20 protein-coding genes, 1 pseudogene and 2 riboswitches are annotated in these 20324 nt (G+C 34.8%); of the genes and pseudogenes, 1 reads left to right on the top strand and 20 read right to left on the bottom strand.

What is annotated here, in order from left to right; translation table 11 throughout:
* Positions 1–460: 460 nt before the first annotated feature.
* From V6670_RS11680 to V6670_RS11665, 4 genes are all read right to left on the bottom strand, one after another.
* Positions 461–1417, bottom strand: a complete 957-nt coding sequence (locus V6670_RS11680; RefSeq protein WP_338651193.1) for an acetyl-CoA carboxylase carboxyltransferase subunit alpha — start codon at positions 1415–1417, stop codon at positions 461–463.
* Positions 1410–2258 carry an acetyl-CoA carboxylase, carboxyltransferase subunit beta gene (accD, locus tag V6670_RS11675; protein ID WP_338651192.1) on the bottom strand — a complete coding sequence of 283 codons (849 nt, stop codon included), beginning with the start codon at positions 2256–2258 and terminating at the stop codon, positions 1410–1412. Before accD ends, V6670_RS11680 begins: the two co-directional genes overlap by 8 nt.
* Positions 2259–2279: 21 nt before the next feature.
* Positions 2280–2549 (bottom strand): hypothetical protein, encoded by a 270-nt coding sequence (locus V6670_RS11670; protein ID WP_338651191.1) that lies wholly within the window; start codon positions 2547–2549, stop codon positions 2280–2282.
* Between the two features lie 173 nt (positions 2550–2722).
* Entirely contained in the window at positions 2723–2914 is a 192-nt protein-coding gene (locus V6670_RS11665; protein WP_338651189.1) for a GntR family transcriptional regulator, read from the bottom strand.
* A gap of 711 nt (positions 2915–3625) precedes the next feature.
* Here V6670_RS11665 and V6670_RS11660 point away from each other — a divergent pair.
* Positions 3626–3916 carry a hypothetical protein gene (locus tag V6670_RS11660; protein ID WP_338651188.1) on the top strand — a complete coding sequence of 97 codons (291 nt, stop codon included), beginning with the start codon at positions 3626–3628 and terminating at the stop codon, positions 3914–3916.
* A 228-nt stretch (positions 3917–4144) separates the two neighbouring features.
* Here V6670_RS11660 and V6670_RS11655 read toward each other — a convergent pair.
* From V6670_RS11655 to V6670_RS11580, 16 genes and pseudogenes are all read right to left on the bottom strand, one after another.
* Positions 4145–4383 (bottom strand): annotated as a pseudogene (locus V6670_RS11655) (hypothetical protein); the annotation flags it as partial.
* A gap of 1 nt (position 4384) precedes the next feature.
* Complete coding sequence (gene arsB / locus V6670_RS11650) at positions 4385–5440, bottom strand: ACR3 family arsenite efflux transporter (protein ID WP_338651186.1); 1056 nt, start codon at positions 5438–5440, stop codon at positions 4385–4387.
* Entirely contained in the window at positions 5433–5759 is a 327-nt protein-coding gene (locus tag V6670_RS11645) for a metalloregulator ArsR/SmtB family transcription factor (protein WP_141904331.1), read from the bottom strand. The genes arsB and V6670_RS11645 overlap by 8 nt, the downstream gene beginning before the upstream one ends.
* A gap of 340 nt (positions 5760–6099) precedes the next feature.
* Positions 6100–6696, bottom strand: coding sequence for a hypothetical protein (locus tag V6670_RS11640; RefSeq protein ID WP_141904332.1), 597 nt, complete (start codon positions 6694–6696; stop codon positions 6100–6102).
* Between the two features lie 271 nt (positions 6697–6967).
* On the bottom strand, positions 6968–7474 hold the full coding sequence (locus V6670_RS11635; RefSeq protein WP_141904333.1) for a MepB family protein: 507 nt from the start codon (positions 7472–7474) through the stop codon (positions 6968–6970).
* A gap of 260 nt (positions 7475–7734) precedes the next feature.
* Complete coding sequence (locus tag V6670_RS11630) at positions 7735–8661, bottom strand: ABC transporter ATP-binding protein (protein ID WP_338651182.1); 927 nt, start codon at positions 8659–8661, stop codon at positions 7735–7737.
* Positions 8662–8672: 11 nt separating this feature from the next.
* Entirely contained in the window at positions 8673–9884 is a 1212-nt protein-coding gene (locus tag V6670_RS11625; protein WP_338651181.1) for an ABC transporter permease, read from the bottom strand.
* Positions 9885–9900: 16 nt separating this feature from the next.
* Positions 9901–11025 carry an ABC transporter gene (locus V6670_RS11620; RefSeq protein WP_186436158.1) on the bottom strand — a complete coding sequence of 375 codons (1125 nt, stop codon included), beginning with the start codon at positions 11023–11025 and terminating at the stop codon, positions 9901–9903.
* Positions 11026–11526: 501 nt separating this feature from the next.
* Positions 11527–12201 carry a copper amine oxidase N-terminal domain-containing protein gene (locus V6670_RS11615; RefSeq protein WP_338651179.1) on the bottom strand — a complete coding sequence of 225 codons (675 nt, stop codon included), beginning with the start codon at positions 12199–12201 and terminating at the stop codon, positions 11527–11529.
* 202 nt (positions 12202–12403) lie between these two features.
* Positions 12404–13732: a M1 family metallopeptidase gene (locus V6670_RS11610; RefSeq protein ID WP_338651178.1), complete on the bottom strand. Its 1329-nt coding sequence runs from the start codon at positions 13730–13732 to the stop codon at positions 12404–12406.
* A gap of 539 nt (positions 13733–14271) precedes the next feature.
* Positions 14272–14709 carry a dUTP diphosphatase gene (gene dut, locus V6670_RS11605; RefSeq protein ID WP_141904339.1) on the bottom strand — a complete coding sequence of 146 codons (438 nt, stop codon included), beginning with the start codon at positions 14707–14709 and terminating at the stop codon, positions 14272–14274.
* An 11-nt stretch (positions 14710–14720) separates the two neighbouring features.
* Positions 14721–15689 (bottom strand): class 1b ribonucleoside-diphosphate reductase subunit beta, encoded by a 969-nt coding sequence (gene nrdF / locus V6670_RS11600; protein ID WP_036126298.1) that lies wholly within the window; start codon positions 15687–15689, stop codon positions 14721–14723.
* Positions 15677–17770 carry a class 1b ribonucleoside-diphosphate reductase subunit alpha gene (nrdE, locus tag V6670_RS11595; protein WP_141904341.1) on the bottom strand — a complete coding sequence of 698 codons (2094 nt, stop codon included), beginning with the start codon at positions 17768–17770 and terminating at the stop codon, positions 15677–15679. The genes nrdF and nrdE overlap by 13 nt, the downstream gene beginning before the upstream one ends.
* The gene (nrdI, locus tag V6670_RS11590) at positions 17767–18126 is read right to left on the bottom strand and encodes a class Ib ribonucleoside-diphosphate reductase assembly flavoprotein NrdI (RefSeq protein ID WP_141904342.1); all 360 of its coding nucleotides are present in this window, start codon (positions 18124–18126) and stop codon (positions 17767–17769) included. The genes nrdE and nrdI overlap by 4 nt, the downstream gene beginning before the upstream one ends.
* Positions 18123–18347, bottom strand: a complete 225-nt coding sequence (locus tag V6670_RS11585) for a glutaredoxin (RefSeq protein WP_036126306.1) — start codon at positions 18345–18347, stop codon at positions 18123–18125. Before V6670_RS11585 ends, nrdI begins: the two co-directional genes overlap by 4 nt.
* 113 nt (positions 18348–18460) lie before the next feature.
* Positions 18461–18639, bottom strand: a riboswitch (cobalamin riboswitch).
* Between the two features lie 283 nt (positions 18640–18922).
* A complete protein-coding gene (locus tag V6670_RS11580; protein ID WP_338651175.1) occupies positions 18923–19558 on the bottom strand; it encodes a hypothetical protein in 636 nt (211 codons plus the stop codon).
* Positions 19559–20006: 448 nt separating this feature from the next.
* A riboswitch (cobalamin riboswitch) is annotated at positions 20007–20195 on the bottom strand.
* Positions 20196–20324: the final 129 nt, after the last annotated feature.

Genomic DNA, 20324 nt, shown 5'->3' with positions numbered 1-20324 from the left:
AAATGTTTTAACTATAAAAATAAAAAGATAAAAATAACCCATGAAAACATGATTGATAAAAAACGATTATTTTAATATCGAATTATTATAATAACTTTTGTATATTTTAGGCTTTAATTCACGATTTTCTAAATAGAATCGATATTAGCTCATGTTGGTTTGGAATAAAGTTTGATTAAAAGTTTGTTGCAAACGTTGATTTTATACTTATATAATAGAAGAAACCCACGCATTTTGATAAAAGTTTGATCAAAATGCGTGGGTTTTATTTAAATGCGAAATTATTTTTATCAAACTATATTACAAAATATTGATCTTTTCTAATCGAACTAATAAATGATCAATCTTTTTTACAAACTACAACTCTTTTTTCTTTCATCATTGGGATATTAATTTATTTAAGAAACAATTTTTCTCTCTTTACGAACAAATTCACATATCCAAAAACCTAAAAATGAATTTAAGTTTCTGTATATTGTCCAATCTTTCTGAATTTCTCATAGCGATCTTCAATTAATTGTTCGCCATTTAGGGAATTTAATGCTTTTAGTGTGACGCTTATACATTCTTTTATATAAAATGCTTGCTTCACAACATTGCGGTGTGCTCCACCCGTTATTTCAGGGATTATTCCATCAATAACGTCAAGCTCTTTTAAGTCAGGTGCTGTTATCCGCATTGCTTCTGCAGCTTGCTTCCCTAGGCTACCATCTCGCCATAAGATCGATGCAGCCCCTTCAGGCGAGATAACCGAATACGTTGAGTTCTCTAACATAAAGACGCGATTAGCTACCCCTAATGCAATTGCACCCCCACTTCCGCCTTCCCCAATAACAATACTAATAACTGGTACTGTTAGAATCGCCATTTCAGAGAGAGTTCTAGCAATGGCTTCACTTGGACCGCGTTCCTCGGCTGCCTTACCCGGATAGGCTCCTTTTGTATCAATAAAACAAATAATTGGGCGCTTAAATTTCTCAGCTTGCTTCATTAAGCGTAATGCCTTACGATATCCTTCAGGGTGTGGCATACCAAAATTTCGTCGAATATTTTCTTTAGTTGATTTTCCGCGTTGATGTCCAACAATTGTTACGGGCTGTCCTTCAAAGAAAGCAATTCCTCCAAGAATAGCTGCATCATCACCAAATGTACGATCTCCATGTAACTCAATAAAGTTTTCACACATAGCTTCTATATATTGTAAAGTTGTTGGTCGTTCTGGATGTCTAGCAACCTGTACACGATCCCATGGCTTCATATTGGTATAAATAGATTGTTCTAGCTGTGTTAGACGTGTTTCAAGCTTTTCGATTTCGCCTGTCATGTCTACATTTGCCTCTGTAGCAATCGTTTTTAATTCACCAATTTTTTCTCGTAATTGTACTACTGGTTCTTCAAAAGCTAAATTTTTAGACATGTTGCACACCGCCTTTTGTATGCATTTTTACAAGTATTGCTACTTGGTTTCGTAAATCCTTCCTATGGAAAACTGCATCAAGCTGACCATGCGCTAGTAAAAACTCTGACTTTTGGAAATCATTTGGTAATTTTTCTCTTAATGTTTCTTCGATTACACGGCGACCAGCAAAGCCAATCAATGCTTGTGGTTCAGCAATATTAATATCTCCAACAGAGGCAAAGCTTGCTGAAACGCCACCGTATGTAGGATGCGTCATGATCGAAATAAATAATAGTCCTTCTTCACTATGACGTTTTAATGCCACACTCGTTTTTACCATTTGCATTAATGATAGAATACCTTCTTGCATGCGCGCTCCACCACTAGCAGTAAAAATAATAACCGGTACACGTAATTCAATAGCTTTTTCAACAGCACGTGTGATTTTTTCTCCTACAACGGAGCCCATTGAGCCCATACGGAAATGAGAATCCATAATGGCTACAACAATTTCTTCTCCATCAAGAGTACCTAACCCAGTCAGTACAGCTTCGCTTAATCCCGTTTGTTGTTTAGCCACTGAAATTTTTTCTACATAATCAGGGAAATTAAGTGGATTACTTGTTTGTAAATGATCATCCATTGAAACAAATGAACCTTCATCTAAGAAATATGCTACGCGCTCCTGTGCAGTCATTTTGAAATGATGGTCGCATTTTGTACACACTTTATGATTTTTTTCTAATTCCTTTGTTAACTGAATGTGACGGCATTCTGGACATTTTGTCATAAGTCCTTCTGGAAATCCCTTTTCCTGTCCGTCCTCTTTCTTTTTACTAAATAAGCTACGTAATACCATGTTTTACTCCCCCTTTGTTGTCTAAATGCCTTGTTCAGCATTCATCCAATGTTGGTAAGCTTTTAATGCTTCTTTTTCATAGCCAAGCTGCATCGATATCAACATAGTTTGAATGATTAATTTTTCTTCTTCTGTTGAGTTTCGATTTAAACGGTCACCGGCATAAACTGCTAACTGAAACCAGACTTTTAGTGAAAGACGATTTCCTGACGTGATGATTATTTCTCGTAAAACATCCCGACAATTAATCGTACTTTCTATCTCTAGCTTTACAAAAAAACTGCCCCACACTGGTAGTGTTCGCAGAGTCTCTGTACAACTTATAACGCGAATGGCTTCCTTTTCATGAATTTGTCGCGTTAATTCGACATCCTTTTTGATTTTTCATCTTCTAATATAAACATCGACAATATTTCTACGAGCTGATGCTTTTGTAGAAGCTAGAAACGTACTTTCCCCATGTCTCATTTCAATAAGACTAACTCTAAACTTCGCAATGCCTCTCTCTCAGAGGATCGCCCGACACCTAGACGTTCTGAAAGGACTCTTTCGGAAGGTGACTTTTCACCAGCCTGTATTTTTTCTATTTTAATAAGTTGTCGTAATTGTTGGACGATATCTAAAAACACTTTCTTTTGTTCGGTTTTTTTATCCATACGATCAACTCCTCGGTCAATCTATTCGCCTTCGAATAATGATTACTGTCGCTTTCCTTTCGCGCAGATAAACAATGCATCCAAAGGCTTTATCTTCATTCAGTAGGTGTTTGGATACCTACTAAAAAGAAACAAAATCCACCACCTTCAGATGATGGCGTCTCTTACTGAATGAATTCAAAAGTGGTCTGGCCACTTTTGAAGTTGGCTTTATCTTACAAAATAATTATTTGAAAGTAAAGAAAAAACTGCATAAAAATTTATGCAGTTTCTAAAATTCCCTTCAATTTCATATTCTTTTCGTCGTTTGTACAAATTTTATTTTCACTTGAGGTCTACCAAAGCGCTTTTCAAGCATTCTCTCAATGTAAAGAAATTCATCTTCTAGTAAAAGCTCCTGAACAAGATGAAAAACTTGCGGGAATAAGGTTACAGAAACCGTTCCAAACTCATCCTGAAGCATGTAAACGGCGACCTACAAGGAAAGTACGTACCTGGCATCGTCCGGACGTGGCCCACTGAGCCAATACCCAGGGTTATTAATCGTAACTTTTTTATAATCGTTGCCACTTTACTAAATCAAGAGTTTCAGTATAGGTGTATATATCGCGAAAAAAACCAATAAATATGAACAAACTATCCGTATTAAAAAACAAGCAGGGTTAAAAACCTAGCTTGTTTGAAAATAATTTTCATGGGGATGTAAAACTTTTGGCAAATGCGTCTGGAACTGTGAATGCTAGACCTTATTATACTCATCCTCAATATCCTAATCATAAAGATGTGAAATTGAATCAAATAGCAGGGATTGTTACACAAGAGCATTTACAAAATATTTCTATTAATTCCGATGGGGAATCAATTGATTTAAGGTATGGTAAGTATGAAGCAAAATATAGAACTACATCTTCTGTCACGGTAAACCCTGTGAATACAAATAGGACAGCATCATATGAAGGGTACACATATAATGTGAATCCGAAGATTGTGAAAGAGAATTAGTCTAAAATCTTGTAGATTTTGATTTCTTAGAATATTTGTTGGAAGCAAACCAATAGTTCACTAATGACTAAAAAGCGGAAGTTGTTCACCTATCCTTTGGGAGTGGATGATTTCTGCTTAATTACATCAGAAATAGCAGGAATTGAAGTTGTCTGGACATTCATGTCCAAAGTGTCTGCAAGTTCTTGACCATATACAGTAAACCTGGCTAATTATTAATGAGGCAGCCAATGTTGCAATATTTAATGTATCAAAATCAATTAAATCTGACGTATGATTTGAAATATTAACCCCTACCTCCACCACCGCTTGAATGGCATTCCGATTTACCCCGTGTGCTTCAATACCAGCACTTTTCACTGTTCAATTGGTAGGTAGTAATTTTTTGCCCAACCTTCAGCCATTGGACTACGGCATGAGTTTCCTGTACACAAGAAATATTTGACATCATAATAGCTTCTTATCATTTCATTTAATAGTTTTAAAGTATTTGTTCTGCCAACGTAAGGCAACCCATACAAGTCCTATGAGTACAGGTACTTCTACAAGTGGGCCAATAACAGCGGCGAATGCCACTCCACTGTGAAGGCCAAACACGCCAACTGCCACGGCAATCGCTAACTCGAAGTTGTTACTTGCTGCCGTAAAAGAAAGAGCAGCTGTGACAGGATAAGATGCGCCAGCTTTACGTGAAGAAAAGAATGAAACAACAAACATAATGACAAAGTAAATAAATAATGGAATAGCAATTCGTACGACATCGAGTGGTAGTGCAACTAACTTCTCCCCTTTTAAAGCAAACATCATCACAATCGTGAACAAAAGTGCGATTAAAGTAAGTGGTGAAATCTTTGGTAAGAACCTTTCCTCATACCAATGTTTTCCTTTTGTTTTCATCCCTATCCATCGTGTGAGGAATCCTGCAGCAAATGGGATGCCTAAGTAAATAAGGACGCTCCTTGTAATCTCCCATATAGGAATGGTTACATTAAAATTTTCTAAACCAAACCAGCCAGGTAATACATTTAAGAAAAAGTAAGCAAAAATTGAGTACGTCACAATTTGAAAGATGGAGTTAAAGGCAACTAACCCAGCTACATATTCCCTGTCTCCACGTGCTAAATCATTCCATACAATGACCATGGCAATACAGCGAGCTAAACCAATCATAATAAGTCCAGCCATGTATTCAGGATAATCGTGTAGGAAAATGATGGCTAAAAAGAACATTAAGAACGGTCCGAGTAACCAGTTTTGAAAAAGAGATAGCAAAAGCACTTTCCAATCCTTAAACACTCGCCACATTTCCTCATACTTTACTTTCGCTAATGGTGGATACATCATGACAATTAACCCGATAGCAATCGGAATGGACGTTGAGCCTATAGACATAGATTCTAATGCTTCACCAATATCGGGCATTGTGATACTTAATAAAACGCCAATCCCCATTGCAACAAATATCCAAAGGGTAAGGTAACGATCTAGAAAAGAAAGCTGCTTGGTTAAAGATTCATTACTCATGATCGGGTTCCCCTATATCGCAACAATCTGTGCCACAGTTGCACCCATTTAAAGGCTGAATTTGTTCTAAAATGCCTTTCATCAGTGGCGTTTGCTCCTCTACTAAGCGGTAATGTTTCCACGTCCCTACTTTGCGTTCCGTAATAATACCTGCCTCCTTTAATTTTCGTAGATGTTGACTAACAGCTGGTTGTGATATACCTAAAACATCCACAAAATCACATACACATACCTCCCCATTTTTCATGCATGCAAGTAATTTAATGCGATTTAAATCTGCTGCTGCTTTTAATTGTTTTTCAATTAGTGTGTTTTCCATTTATTTGCACCTCTTATATAACCGTTTACTTATATATACTTTAAAATAAAATCACCCAATACATTACAGGTGATTAAATTGATATATAACTATACACTTATATTATGCTCGCTAAATAATAAATGCAATAAAAATTTTAAAGATGCTAAATTACCAATGAGCGCAGAGCTTTTTAAGTTGTTTTAGATTAAAATTGCCTTCAGTCTTTTTATCAGTAGCAAATGTAAAACCTCCATCTTGAAAAAAGATTAATCAACATGGAGTTATTCTTTCTCACTAAGGATGTTATAAAAAATTGGATCAATGAAATGAGTCTTATTCAATTAAAGTCCCAGTTACTTTAGGTTAAGTGCTCCACAATTCTCTTTGCCCTGCGCTCCATTGATTTAGAGTAACCAAAACAATCTCTAAATAACTTCCTGCCAATGTATGTTTGAAAATGATTGTATCTATATCGGTAAAATTCGTTCCAATAGCTAATCATTCGATTATAGCTTTTGCAAAATGGCACAATATTTTCAAGACAAAATCTCTTAATCCGTTCTGTATCCTGCTCTTTTAAAATATCATAGGCTAATTCTATTATCTCTACGACATATTCATCACATATTTTGACGATATAAGGAATAGCCCAGTCTTCGTAATCCATCTGTAGCAACGAATAAATATGCTTTTGACGTACAAATCCATCACAACTTCTTGAATATATACAATGCAAAATCATTTTTTGTTGTAGACTTAGTTTTTCTATAACTGCATCTGAACTATCAATGTAGTAGGTACGATAAGGAAATCTAATCACGGTATTATTTTGAAAATAGTGGATAGTATCCTCAGACACAGCAATCGTGACATGATTATAAGTTTTATGAGGAATCATTCCAACTACTGTCGTCACATCATCATTTAAATGTTTGGGAAATCCATCTTGAAACATTCAATCACATCCTTTTGCTTCACGTAATATTAAAGAATAACTAAACTGCCCTGGTAATATAAGAAGAGACTGCGTTAGTTGAATAATCGTCCCTGTGTTTGCTTATCGTAGAAAGGCTCTTATTTTAAATAGGTCCTTTTCAAAATCTTGATAATCGTAATCAGTAGTTGATACCTTATTTATTGCTTCCCACAAAATGTTCAGTAAATATGAATAGCGCAATTTCTGTAATAGATCTGTTGCTTATTCATTTGTTTAAGAAAATCCAATTTTAGTTGGAATATAATTTTAATAGCTCGTGTATTGAACTACTAGCATCGTCAATTTTAATAAAATAGGGTAATTGCCATTTTTGTGTTGCTAGCGCTTGTTGACTAGTGGGAGTATCCCAACTAGGGTAAACTCTAATTGCCATTTTACCCTTTGTATTAACGGTTTTAAGGATGTTTTGTTTTAAAAGAACTTTTTTTGGAAAAACGAATTGGCCAAAATCACCATTATCATTAAAAGTGTTTATTACCAATAAATCAGTGGCATTATCATATGAGAATGCTTGATTTTTATTGGTTTCATCCTTTTCCCAAAAGGAAACAAACTGTCCTATCTTATTAGGTGTTATTTTTGCGACTCTAAATCTAACCGATTTAGAATTTAACTGAAATATCCCAGCCCCATAATCTGAGTTTTGAGTTTCTTCATGGATATCTTTTATTGTTAAATTATTAGGTTCATAAAGTAATTCATTTACATATGCTAATGTCTTATTAAATTTATTCATAGTTTTACCCCTTTTCTTTATATTAAGATATACCAGTATATCACCTGCTGACCTGTCACTGTAATTTTTCATTCATATGTCTCACATTATTTTAACAATGATGACCAAACAATAAATAATTATCTGAGGATGTAATCTTAACTGAAAAGGTAGTAAATACTATGTTTTTGGAAACTAGAGTAAGTCAAAAGCAGCTCCGTAAATAATCATTATATTTTACAGCAAGAACTAATTATAACAATAAAAGTGATTGTTCCTCTTTAACTAGCTGTCACATTGCTTTCTTCGTGATAATACATTGCATACAAATCATTTAATGTAACTTTCCCAAAAGCAAAATCTACTACGTTTCTCTCAACTAGAAAAGATGTAAATGAACTTAATAAGCTGGCTTCAGAACTTGGTAAATGGATGAGTGTCATGTCATTTGTCAGTGTTTGAAGTTTGATATTTGGATATAGCTCATGAAGCTGTTTTTTCGTATTACTTTCCATATTTTTTATGCGAATCGTTTTAATATGCGCTTGACTAAAATCTTCGATTATTTGATTGGTATCTATTAGTTTTCCCTCGTTAAATAAGAAAATTCGGTCTGCATATTTCTCTAAATTATCAAGTAAATGGGAGGCAATGATAATAATTTTCCCTTCCTCCTTTTTCTTTAATAATATTTTCGAAATAATTTCCACATTATTTGGATCAAGCCCGTTCATCACTTCGTCCATCATCATAATGTCTGTATTTGTAACAATTTGCATGGCAAAGCATAGACGCTGGCGCATCCCAAGAGAATAGGTACCTGTCTTTTTATTCACATAATGCCCCATATTTAATGCTTCGATTGTTTCGTCAATCAGTTTTAAATCAGATTTCCACATCGTAGCAAACATTTTTAAATGCTCTCGCCCACTTAAATGATTATACAAGTCACTTTGGTCTGGCATCATTGACACGAATGTATGTATTTTAACTTCATTTTGTTTATTTGAGTAACATAGGCCATCTTTAAAAACGATCTTGCCATTCAACGGTTTCACATAATTCATCAACACATTCATAAATGTAGATTTTCCCGTTCCATTTGGTGCAACAAGCCCAATCATCTGCCCTTGCTCAAAGGTCATGGAAATATTATTTAACACGTTCATTTCTCCAAATCGCACGGTAATATTTTGAATATCAATCATCTTTACCACTCCTATTTAATTAGCTTATATCGCCTGTTCGATGCCGTCAGTATGATGAAAAAAATGACAATGACAGCTAGTCCAAGTAATAACTGTAATCCTAAAGTAAAATTTAAATGATCATTCATATAATAAAAATTCCGCTGTTTTGAAATAATTTGTCCGACTTGAATATAGGATGTTGGATAATTTTGAACGTCCCAGAAAAAGCCAACGTAACGGCTGAAATAAAAATTTTCACCAAAAATAAGGAGTATGCCAACAGCGAAATTGACCATCTCATTGCGGAATAGCATACTGCATAATAGTACAACGCTGATGATGACGATGAACCAGGTAAAAAATAAAGCCAGCGATTGTCCTAAAAACGTACCTAATGTCATCATTTCAAATTTACCTTCCATACGCCAGTCGAGATGCGGCGCATAGACTGGAGAGGGCAAATGGAAATTCCCAAAGCCAGATTGTAGTCCTACAATAAAGAAGCCAACAATAAGCGGTATAAATAATACGGCACTACCTAGTAGCACAACGACCATTTTCACCAGGAGCTTTTTCCAATCATTAATCGGAAACCCCTTCAAAATGGATGGATGACGTCTATCTTTGGCAACCATATCAATTGCTAAAAGTAGCACACAGACAATCAATATAATGGGCAGTATGCCCTTTAATAAGCGTTCGAGCGTTTGTAGTGCCGTGCGTTGTTCAAATATTTCCGTTGATAATGCATAATCTGCTTTCGAATATGCATCATAACGGACTGCATGCTCTAAATAAGCATAAAAGGCATCATCTTCTGCATACTCATTATTTTTTATAAAATACTTTGAGTTATATGAAAATGAATCACTTTTATAGGTAATCGCATTCGTAAAGTAGTACCAATCACGCGTTAAATCTGCATATTTTTTAAAATTGCCCTTTTCTAATGCATCTAATCTTGCTTTATCTATAGGGTTAATCTCGCTAAATATTTCAATAGCAAAAATAACGGCAGGATGCAGACCATGTAATTTTCTTCCTTCCATATGATCTAAAAATTCCTGACGTGTTAAATAGCGCGCCTCAATCTCCTCAGAGTCTACACTTTCAATCGGATCGTAAGCTGGTGCTATTTTAAATACATAAAAAAAGGTTGCAAAAGCAAGTAAAAAGTATATGGCTAAGTTTTTCTTATTCAAAAAAAATTGCTTGAATTCAAATTTAAAATAACTCCACATGCTTATTTTCCCTCCCCTATGCCCTATTGATTTTTCCTGTTGAGAAGAATGTTTTAATCACAAACAACATTAAAATAATACTTAAACATAGGATGATTAAGCCTAGATTCATCGTAATAGCAACAGGCTCTGCTAAATCTACCGGTACCCCTCGTAAAATATCATTAAAATTCATGAAATTAAAAGGATTATAGGGGAATAAACTAATAAGAGATGGAAAAATCATCGGTAAAAAGAATACAATACAGTGTACAAATAATGTTAAATACATATTTTTCAGTAGCACATTTAAAATAATCGACAACAGCATGACAAAAATCGAAATGACGAACATATAGCCAACACTTATGGCGATATATTGAAGCGTAGATATTAATGTGGCATTTCCTATATAAATCCCGACAGGCTCTAGTGGGTTACCAAGTCCATTTAGTATCCATAACGGACTTGCGCAAATAAAAATGAGTAAAATACTAGTCACTATGGATAACAAAGAAATAAGACATTTAGATAAAATATAGGTATCAAACCGCACAGGAAAGCCTTGAATTAAACTAGAATGCTCAAAGTCATCCAGTAAAATAGAACTCGTCTGGAAGCTAATAAATATGTACCAGCCTGCGCCTACGTGACTAAATAAAAATAATAAAAACGGTATGTATTGAAATAGATCGGATCGTGTATCCTTTTCCTCATCTATCATCCATTTAAAATAAAGGTAGTCCATCGAATTTTGTAATTTAGAGGGTAACAACTCGGCAATATTTTCGTATCCTTCTAATTCGAATGCCTCTTGCCTTAATTTAGCGAGTTGAAGTGAAGCCTCATAATACATAGATTGTCTATCCATTGTTAATGTTGCTATTTGTAAAGCAATATTGCTTTTTTGTTTAGTTAAATTTTTATATAAATCGCTGCCATCCCCTGATTCTGAAGCATCTTTCACTTGAAATTTTGATAGTACAGCCTGGATGGAATAATAGTCACCCTTTTTTTCAACGATTTGATTACCAACGGCCTGTGCCTTTAAATAAAACATAAAGCCGAAAACGATAATGACAACAGCGACTAACGCAACTAAATTTTTCCGATTGGCTCGCTCAATTACTAGTCCTACTTTTAATGCACGTAACACCGGCATCCGCCTCTCTTCTCAATGTAAGCTTTTACATTACTATGATAAGATATTGTGGATATTTTTTCAATTTTTAAATTTTTTTAACTTTTAAAACTTCTTACCATTATTCAAGTCTGGTACGCGTGTAAGCGACCAAAAGAAGAGGACTGTTATTTACAGTCCTCAAATGGTCAAAAAATTTCATGGATTTTATATTAAAGTAGCCTTTCCAATGTAATATTCGCTAATAATTGGTTCTTACTTTAAGTTGAATCAATGACTAAGAAATAGCTGCATTCTTCACTCAAATCATTGATAAGTCTATGCTCTTTACTGAGTCCATTTTGAAGAAATGGTTAATCAAAAATGAATTCTTATCACACTTCATCCTAACAAATCAGCGTTAAAATTCATAGCCAGCGAATGGAGAGTTAGTTCTCCATTATAAACTTCTAACGTTTCATTACATATCTAACAACAAAACCAAATGCTCAACCCTTCATTCTTTTGTCGGTAATTGTCTGTCTATCCTTGTCTTATAATTTCCGTTAATATTACTTCCATTCTTTGCATTACCTTTAATTTTAACTTGGACAATGTTAACTGTTTCTCTAATATATTACGGTAATCTTGTGAATAAGTAGGATACAACGATTTTTCATATTCCAAATTTTGTAGTACAAATAAAAGGTTATTATGTAAATCAACCAATTGATTATAGTTATTAATTTTAGAATTCTTATCTGTATTTATTGTAGGATCATTAACATAAATAAAAATATTTTTCCCTTCTGTGATTATATTAACTACTCTTAGTGTTGAATCCCATTCAACAGGTAGTTTTAAAGACTCACTAACAAACCTTACGGGTACCATTGTAGTTGAGTTCATAATTGTAGGTGGGTTGTCTAGAAAAGTCTCCTTCCCATTAACAATTGCTTTATACGAATTTACCTTTAATTGAATAGTTGTATTCCCTTTACTTGCTGTTATGGTTTGGGTTGAGGAATCCCAGGCAACAGTTGCATCTAATGATTCAAATATATTTCTCATTGGTAACATCGTCCTACCATTTATAGCAGTACCACTATCAAAAAATACTACATCTTTGTTAATTGCATGGACATAGCTACTATCCTCTACATAAATCAAAGAGCATAGATAAAATACAAAACTTACAAAAAATAACCGTTTTAGCATGACAATTCTCCTGTTCTATAACTATAATTAATTGTAACTAAAGGTTATTATTAGCGTTAAGAGAATACTTAATTTTCAATTTATGTTTTTTTCTCTAAAAGGTGGTTAAATCCTGATCATGAAGCTGATATATTTTGAACATAAAAAAAGAGATACTGCTTGCACAATATCCCTTTTCTTTCGTGGAGAACCTATTGCTAAATCATTCATTTTTAGTGTTATCTAGATCTAACCACCCCTCAAATATAGAATCGTTCTTTAAATCAAAATAGTATTTTGTGAATCGCGCGAATTCTGTGGAATCGATTTCTTTATAGTTATAAAATTGATAGTAACTTTTTAAAAATTGTTCAATGTCTTTGATTTCTTCATTATTATCAAATAAATTCAAGAGCATTGCAGGCGATTTTCCATAGACATATGCACTCATATCAGATTGGTATTGATCAAGTGGTAAATTGACTGGAAGCACTAGGTCTGGATCAATGCTGTAAATCGTATAGGGTTTGCTCAGATTCAATTTTTTAAAGTTGAATAGATTTGTAGCAAATACCGTGAAGCCTTCATCTAACCAGGCATGATGAAAAGGATCATTGGTAATGACCCCGTAAAACCATTGATGGGCAATTTCATGAACCACTGTACTTTTAATCTGCTCAGAACTACTAGGACCACTGTTGTAAATCGTATGGGCTGTTACAATTCCTGGGTACTCCATGCCCATCCCATCTATGATAATATCTAGTTGTTTGAGAGGATACGGCCCCATTATTTCTTCAAAATAATTTATGACAGCTGAAGCCTCGTCTGCTATTTCTTGATATAGTTCCTTTTTATTTTCCTCAAATCCAAATACTCTAATGGCGATGTCTTCGTCTTTTTCCACTAGTATTGGATCTTTTACTAGAGCAACAAATATTTCCTTCACGTTCTCAACTTCAAGTAACCCTTTGTTTGGGCTTGGAAATGCCTCTTGATCAAATGAAGACACCAACGTGTACTCCTGAGGAATGTCATAGGTTAATTTGAAATTGCTGAATGTAGTATGATACGTCTCTCCTCTAAAACGATAATCTTCTTTGTTCCATTGATGGTTTCTATATGTGGCAAGCATCGGATAAAATTGAGCTAAATGATAATTACCATTACTCTTCGTAAATCTTAAGCCCTCTTCAGGCAGAGTGAACTCATAGGAAAAATAAACTTTCATTTCTTGATGAGGTTTCAATTTTTCCTGAAGCTGAATGTTGAGTGTATCTTTTTCAAGAGTGTAAGCTGCCGTTTTTCCATCAATGGTAATGTTATGGAACGCAATGGTAGATGGATGCTCCAGTTCGGGTGAGACAGCTTTTGTAAACATATTAGGTATAAAATAAAATATCAATTGTTCCCAATCATCGGTAGATAGGTTTTTAACGACAACGGTTGATTCTAGCTGAAATTTCCCGTCATTATCCATCTTAAGTGCCATATCGTATTCACTAAAATTACCAGGGCTTATCGCCTTTGGTATAAATTCTTCTGTATTCACCTTTTGAGTAATAGTAGACGCTTCTTTCACATCTTTCCCTTCCTGTTGATTGAACTCACAAGCAACGAGAAAAATACATACTAGTAATAAACCTATACTCCATAATGTTTTCTTTATAATTTCCGCCCCCAATCCCAACACTATTAGCTACAATAAAAAATGGTATATATATAAATTTTATATTATTATCCCAATTTAAACCATATACTTTCGATCTTTCATCTGGAATCTAGTTAATTACCAAGATGAACAAAGAAGAAGAGCACATATTCGTGGTGATATGCTGCCTATTAGGTAGACAGATGAAAATTAAAAGCTGTTTATATTTTTAGATGTAGTTGTTGATTATGCCGTAATGTGATGACTTTGGTAAGTAACCGACGTCATTTTTTTATGTCCATTGCTTTCGTGTGTTGTTGTAATGGTTCGTGTAATCTATCACAATCGTGTGTAGTTCTGCTAAGCTTTAAACAGACTATCCTTACTGACGACAAAAAAATCCTGCATGTATATACACACAGGATTTCTTTGTCATCTTTTTATTTAGTACCACTTGCTCCAAATCCAGATGCTCCTCGGATCGTTTGTGATAATTCATCTACTTCTACTAATTGAATGGATGGGACAAACTGAATGACCATTTGGGCGATACGCATGGATTTTTCGACGATAAACGGTTCTTGGCCGTGGTTGATTAAAATAACGCCGATTTCCCCTCTGTAGCCTTCATCAATTGTGCCTGGGCTATTCAGTACGGTTACACTATGCTTTAATGCTAGTCCACTTCTTGGTCGAATTTGGGCCTCTGTTCCTTTAGGTAATTCAATCTGTATACCTGTTTTAATAAGTTTGGCTACGCCTGCTGGTATTTCTATCGCTTCAATGGAATAGAGATCCATGCCTGCATCACCAGGATTGGCTTGCATTGGTAGTATTGCATCCGCGTGTACTCTTTTAATTTTTACTTCTATGTTCATTATTTTCCATCCTAACGATTAAAATTAAATGTGTCATCTGTAATTGGCGCTACTTTTGCTTTAGCATAGGTAGCCCCCTTTTGTGAAAAGAAATCATATGTGGAGCCTTCATTACGAATACCGTTCATCACAATCGGATTGACTTCTTCTTCTGGAAACATTGCTTCAAAACCAACATTCATTAAGGCTTTATTAGCATTATATCGTACATAGGCTCTCACTTCAGGTGATAATCCTGTTTCCGCATAAATATCATCCGTATATTTCATTTCATTTTGATATAAATCTAATAATAACTCATAGCCCCATAAATTTAGCTCTTCTTGTTTTTCTTTTGAAAATTGCTTGAATAGATTTTGAGCAAAAAATCCAACTGCGACACCATGAATGGATTCGTCGCGTAAAATAAGTGATATAATTTCAGCACTGTTTCGTAGGAAGCCTTGTCCTCCTAAGTACAGCGGGTAGAAAAAGCCAGAATAGAAAAGGAAAGATTCGAGCATAACGGAGGAGAACATCGCTTTCCATAAGCTTTCTGGATCGTTTTCTTCGATACTATTATAAATATCTGCAATTTTATTGGCCTTATATTGTAGAAACTCATTTTTTTTGACCCATTCAAATAACTCATCTATTTCTTCGTTTGTACAAAGCGTTGTAAAAATATAAGAATAGGATTTGGCGTGGATTGCCTCAAATGCATCAAAAACGGTTAGGACAGCCTTCTCTTGTAAATCGTCTGTATAAGCGGCCACACGATTCATCCCTATATTGGTCTGAACTGTATCTAGTAACGTTAATCCCGCGAACACTTTTTTATACGTGTCTTGATGCTCAAAGCTTTTCCACTGTTTGATATCTTTACTGACCGCAATTTCCTCAGGAAACCAAATTTGCTTCCATTGCTGGTCCCAAAATATTTGGGCAAGTTCACTCGTTGCCTTATTCCAATTGACCGCCTCATAAATTATATTTGACATGCTACACACTCCTCTAAGCTTTGTAATCGTTGACGAACATAGTAAACGGACTTAATGCCCTTTACCCATGCATAAATGTATACTTTAGCTAATTGTTCAGTTGTCCAATTATCTGTTACATAAAGCGTCATGGAAATACCTTGGTCAACGTGTTTTTGAGAAGCAGCGTACAAATCAATTAAATCATACGGATTAACATCATATGCCTCTACATATAAATGACTGTTATCATTTGTTAAATGAGGCATTGGATAAATCGTTCTACTATCTGCATAATCACGAACCTCTACACGCTCAGTACATGGCGCAATAGAAGCCGTACAGCTACGTATGTAGGAAATACTGCCAGTTGGTGCAATAGCCAAACGATAGGAATGGAATAGACCATATTGCATCACATCTTGCTTAAGCGTTTCCCACATGTTTTTCGTAATGATTGGAATATTGCCAAGTGCTTTTAACACAACAGGTGATAGTTCTTCGTCGATTTTATTGACATATTGGTCAAAGTAGCTACCTGATGCATAATCACTGTCCTCAAATCGATAAAAAGTTGCAGCTTTTTCTTTAGCCATTTCCATCGATGATTTGAGTGAATAAAAGTTCATCGCTTCCATAAAACGATCCATGAAATCAATCGACTCTTTGGAGCCATATAAAATGCCCTCCGTCACAAGATGGCCGTGGAGGTTCATACAACCAAGCCCTACTGAATGCATTAATTGATTGGCTTTTGCAACAGACGGTACATTTTTAATGTGCGTCATTTGCGACACATTTGTTAATAGGTGCATAGCCGTATCGATTAAGGCTTCGAAATCATTGACCTTACTTGCTGCATGAATATCAATCGACCCTAAGTTACAGGATACATCTAATCCATAGTCATTCGGTTGATCTTGATCTGTAATAATGCTTGTTTCTTGAACTTGCAAGATTTCGGTACATAGATTGGACATTTTTACGCGACCGATGTTTTTTAAAGGATGCACTTCATTGACATTATCATCAAAAATTTCAAACGGATAGCCCGATTCAAATTGTGCTTTTTTCACTTCTGTATACAGCCTACGTGCATTCAAACGTTTAATTTTACGAATTTTAGGGTTATCAAGTAGCTCATAGTACATATCTGAAATGGAAATCTCAGACATGCGTTTGCCATATTCTTTATATATATCATATGGGCTAAACAAAACAATATCTTTATCGCGTTTCATCAGTTCGAAGAAAATACTAGGTATAATAATTCCTGTTGAAAGGGTTGCGAGGCGAATTTTATCATCGGCATTCGGTTTTTTAGATGAAATGAAATTTTCAATGTCTGCATGGAAAATATTTAAATAGACAACACCAGAGCCATTTCGCTGCCCTAGTTGATTGGAATAACTGAAAGAATTTTCTAACAGTTTAGCAACTGGGATGACACCACTGGCACGATTTAGAATCTCTTTAATAGGGTCACCTAAAGGGCGTAAATCAGTTAAGTTAACTCCAACCCCACCGCCAAGTCTTGATAGCTCTAAGCAATAACCAATATTTTCAGCAATACTATTCATGGAATCATCCATCGATAATTTAAAGCAGCTCACTAATTCACCACGTGCTTTTTTACCACTATTTAATGCTGTTGGTGTAGCAGGCTGATAAGCTTCCATCATTGCTTCGACAGAACGTTCTGCTAGCACCGTATTCCCTTGTGCTAAATACAAGGCGATAATGACAATACGGTCCTCATATTTTTCTAAAATCTCTTCTCCATCACGACTTTTCATAGCATAGCTATCGTAAAATTTACTTGCACTCATAAAGGATGGGAAGCGGAAATTATAATCATATGCTTTTTTGTACAACTTCTTAATAAATTCTATTTCGTACATGTCGATAAATGCTTTCTCGTAGTAGCCCTCATCAACTAAATAACGTATTTTTTCTTCAATATCAATAAAGTAACGTAAACGCACGTTGACATACTCTAAAAAGTAGCGGCGTGTAGCTTCACGATCCTTTTCTAATTCGAGTAGCCCAGTTGAACTATAACGATTCAGTACGTCATTATTTAGCTTTAAATAGGTTTTCATCTTATTACCCTCGTTTCATAAAACGTTTGTATGGCTTCATAATCTGTTTGATTTCCTCGTAAATCTAATTTTCTCACTAAGGGTACATGATAGGTAGCAGCGATTTTCTCGCCAGCAGCCCCAAATACGTTGTGCCCAAAGTTACTATTGCCACTGGCAACTACACCTTTACAAAAATCTCTGTTTTTTTCTAAAAAACGTTCCACTTTTGCAGGGATATCGCCTAAGCCATCAGTATAAGTAATTAAAAGATAAGGCTTATTCAATTGTAATTCCTCAGAGAGCTCAACAGACTCTGCCCTTAATTTGGAAACAATATTCCGGACATTTCCTGTACGACTTGCGTAAACGATCATAGAACAATCATCTCAATATGAGAAACTATGTCCTTAACATCTCCTATAAATGTATTATTCATTTCTAAAACAGGCACACTTAAAAAGCCTGCATCGATTATTGTTTGTTTAGCTTGTTCATCGTGATCAATGTTGACAATTTCTGCCTCAAGTCCTGCACGTTGTAATTCAGATTTTACCCAAAGGCATTTTGGACAGATTGTTTTCGTATAAAGTTTCATAGAAATCCCTCTTTTCATATAATAAAAAGCTATCTCCTCTAGAGAGATAGCTAAATGGAAACGTTACCATACCAAAAATACTGACGTTCCCATCTCTTAATCCCCGAAGAAATGATTAATTGTTTTATAGAGGCAGGTCTCCTGGCTTTGCTTCATCCTCTGATTCCCTTCCCATGCGAATGCACAGTGGTTGTAATCATTGTCAGCTTCACAGTTGCGGGGACAGCGTCGGAATTGTACCGAACTTCCCTTTTAAACTACATATAGTAGCACCTATATAAAACGAACACAATATATAGTTGTTGTTCAATAGTTTTAAGTGTACCATCCTTCATATAAAAAGTAAATCTAGATTCTAAACTTCTTTATTTTTTGATTATTCATTATTTTCGATCATAACTTTCGAAGGAATTTCACCATCTATTACTTATATCTTAATTCATTGTGTATCTAAACTATGTACGAGATTTTTTGTTACTACGGATCTATGAGCATTAAATATACTAGCGTATTTCACATAGAAACAGCCTATATTCTAAAGAATAATAGACTGTTTGACATGTCGAACGTATGGATTACTCGATTTCGACAAATAAGGACAATTCCTTATAAAATTCAGGCGTTGCTGCCGAATTCACTTGAAAATGAGGATTATATTTTGATAAAAGTTTATAGAGTGTAGTTGCGGTTAACAGATTCTGTTCTTGATTGAAAGCCCTGAAACTTTCATAGACCTCCTTCACTTTACCATTTATTGAATGACAAAAAAACTGTTGAACATCTGCATCCTCTAAATAATCCTTTTCCCATTTGTAACATATTAAATTTGTTAGGAAAAACATTTCTAATCCAGGCATTTTTCCAACTTCAATGAGCAATAACATTCCATAATGAAATGCATTTTCCAACCATTTTATGCCGTGTCGATCTTTGTAAAAGCGCATCAACTTTTGTAACCCATGCCCTTGCTCCTTCACTAGATAAGCATGGATATTTGTACGACTAGCAGTTCTTTCCCATTCATCGAGAGAGAATTTATACTTCCTTACCAGTTTCATCCAAAGCTTTTGAAGCTTGTCTTCGGAAAGGTATTGTGTTTGTTGATTCCACCTTAGAAAAATGTCTAAACTTTCTAATACTAAGCCTCTTTCCATTTCAAAATGATCCAATTTTCTATATAAAACTTTTTGATTCATATCTATGTTGTCCATTATGTCTTCAGATTTGTTCATTTTGCATTCCATTTAATTATTCACTTCACTTCAGATTTTTTATCTACTATCATGACATGTCTCGACTAATTCAAGCTTGATCGTTAAATAGGCATCATTAATAGATGTATAATCATTTGGGTTTTCTTCTATTAACTTCCTAATATAAAGCTATAATGGCCTAATATGCTCACCAGAAAGGTTGTTCATAATTTGCTGCTTTAACAATGAAATTGAATGTGATGTCATCTTGTTCACCCCTATTTATTCATAAAAAAAACATCTTGCCCTAATGGTAAGATGCTAGCTATGACTGATATACTTCATAGTTCTTCAACCAATATAAAATAAGTCGTCTATATTGAATAGAGACTCTTTTTTTGGTTGTCGCACTATGAGTATGATGAAGGTAATTCGTCACACTCAACACCCCCTATCCGCGTAGGTTTTGGCTGTACTAGATAAAGGCAGGTCTCCTGGCTTATGATCATCACACATTTTTCCCTTCCCATTACTTACATAACAGTGGTTTTTAAAATGTGCTCCTAATTACAGTTGCGGGACAGCGACGGTTTTTCACCGTTCTTCCCTTTTAAACAAATTCTATTGAATTTGTACCTTTATCCTTTTATTCCGTTTTTTATAGTATAACATACCATTCTACTTTCTCTGACAAAACCCTATGAAAATCTATAGAAAAACACTTAAGAAACCACCTACCTCTTAACAAGTAGATGGTTTCAGCATTTATTGAGCGAAGATATCA

The sequence above is a fragment of the Lysinibacillus sp. Y5S-8 genome (assembly GCF_036894365.1).
Taxonomy (GTDB): domain Bacteria; phylum Bacillota; class Bacilli; order Bacillales_A; family Planococcaceae; genus Lysinibacillus; species Lysinibacillus fusiformis_D.
Note: the sequence above shows the minus strand (reverse complement) of the source record. Positions and strands in the feature narration are given on the sequence as shown.

Excerpts from the sequence above, each read along its gene's own strand:
- V6670_RS11680 (WP_338651193.1), bottom strand. The coding sequence starts at position 1,417 with ATGTCTAAAAATTTAGCTTTTGAAGAACCAGTAGTACAATTACGAGAA.
- accD (WP_338651192.1), bottom strand. The coding sequence starts at position 2,258 with ATGGTATTACGTAGCTTATTTAGTAAAAAGAAAGAGGACGGACAGGAA.
- V6670_RS11665 (WP_338651189.1), bottom strand. The coding sequence starts at position 2,914 with ATGGATAAAAAAACCGAACAAAAGAAAGTGTTTTTAGATATCGTCCAA.
- arsB (WP_338651186.1), bottom strand. The coding sequence starts at position 5,440 with ATGAGTAATGAATCTTTAACCAAGCAGCTTTCTTTTCTAGATCGTTAC.
- V6670_RS11645 (WP_141904331.1), bottom strand. The coding sequence starts at position 5,759 with ATGGAAAACACACTAATTGAAAAACAATTAAAAGCAGCAGCAGATTTA.
- V6670_RS11640 (WP_141904332.1), bottom strand. The coding sequence starts at position 6,696 with ATGTTTCAAGATGGATTTCCCAAACATTTAAATGATGATGTGACGACA.
- V6670_RS11635 (WP_141904333.1), bottom strand. The coding sequence starts at position 7,474 with ATGAATAAATTTAATAAGACATTAGCATATGTAAATGAATTACTTTAT.
- V6670_RS11630 (WP_338651182.1), bottom strand. The coding sequence starts at position 8,661 with ATGATTGATATTCAAAATATTACCGTGCGATTTGGAGAAATGAACGTG.
- V6670_RS11625 (WP_338651181.1), bottom strand. The coding sequence starts at position 9,884 with ATGTGGAGTTATTTTAAATTTGAATTCAAGCAATTTTTTTTGAATAAG.
- V6670_RS11620 (WP_186436158.1), bottom strand. The coding sequence starts at position 11,025 with ATGCCGGTGTTACGTGCATTAAAAGTAGGACTAGTAATTGAGCGAGCC.
- V6670_RS11615 (WP_338651179.1), bottom strand. The coding sequence starts at position 12,201 with ATGCTAAAACGGTTATTTTTTGTAAGTTTTGTATTTTATCTATGCTCT.
- dut (WP_141904339.1), bottom strand. The coding sequence starts at position 14,709 with ATGAACATAGAAGTAAAAATTAAAAGAGTACACGCGGATGCAATACTA.
- nrdF (WP_036126298.1), bottom strand. The coding sequence starts at position 15,689 with ATGTCAAATATAATTTATGAGGCGGTCAATTGGAATAAGGCAACGAGT.
- nrdE (WP_141904341.1), bottom strand. The coding sequence starts at position 17,770 with ATGAAAACCTATTTAAAGCTAAATAATGACGTACTGAATCGTTATAGT.
- nrdI (WP_141904342.1), bottom strand. The coding sequence starts at position 18,126 with ATGATCGTTTACGCAAGTCGTACAGGAAATGTCCGGAATATTGTTTCC.
- V6670_RS11585 (WP_036126306.1), bottom strand. The coding sequence starts at position 18,347 with ATGAAACTTTATACGAAAACAATCTGTCCAAAATGCCTTTGGGTAAAA.
- V6670_RS11580 (WP_338651175.1), bottom strand. The coding sequence starts at position 19,558 with ATGGACAACATAGATATGAATCAAAAAGTTTTATATAGAAAATTGGAT.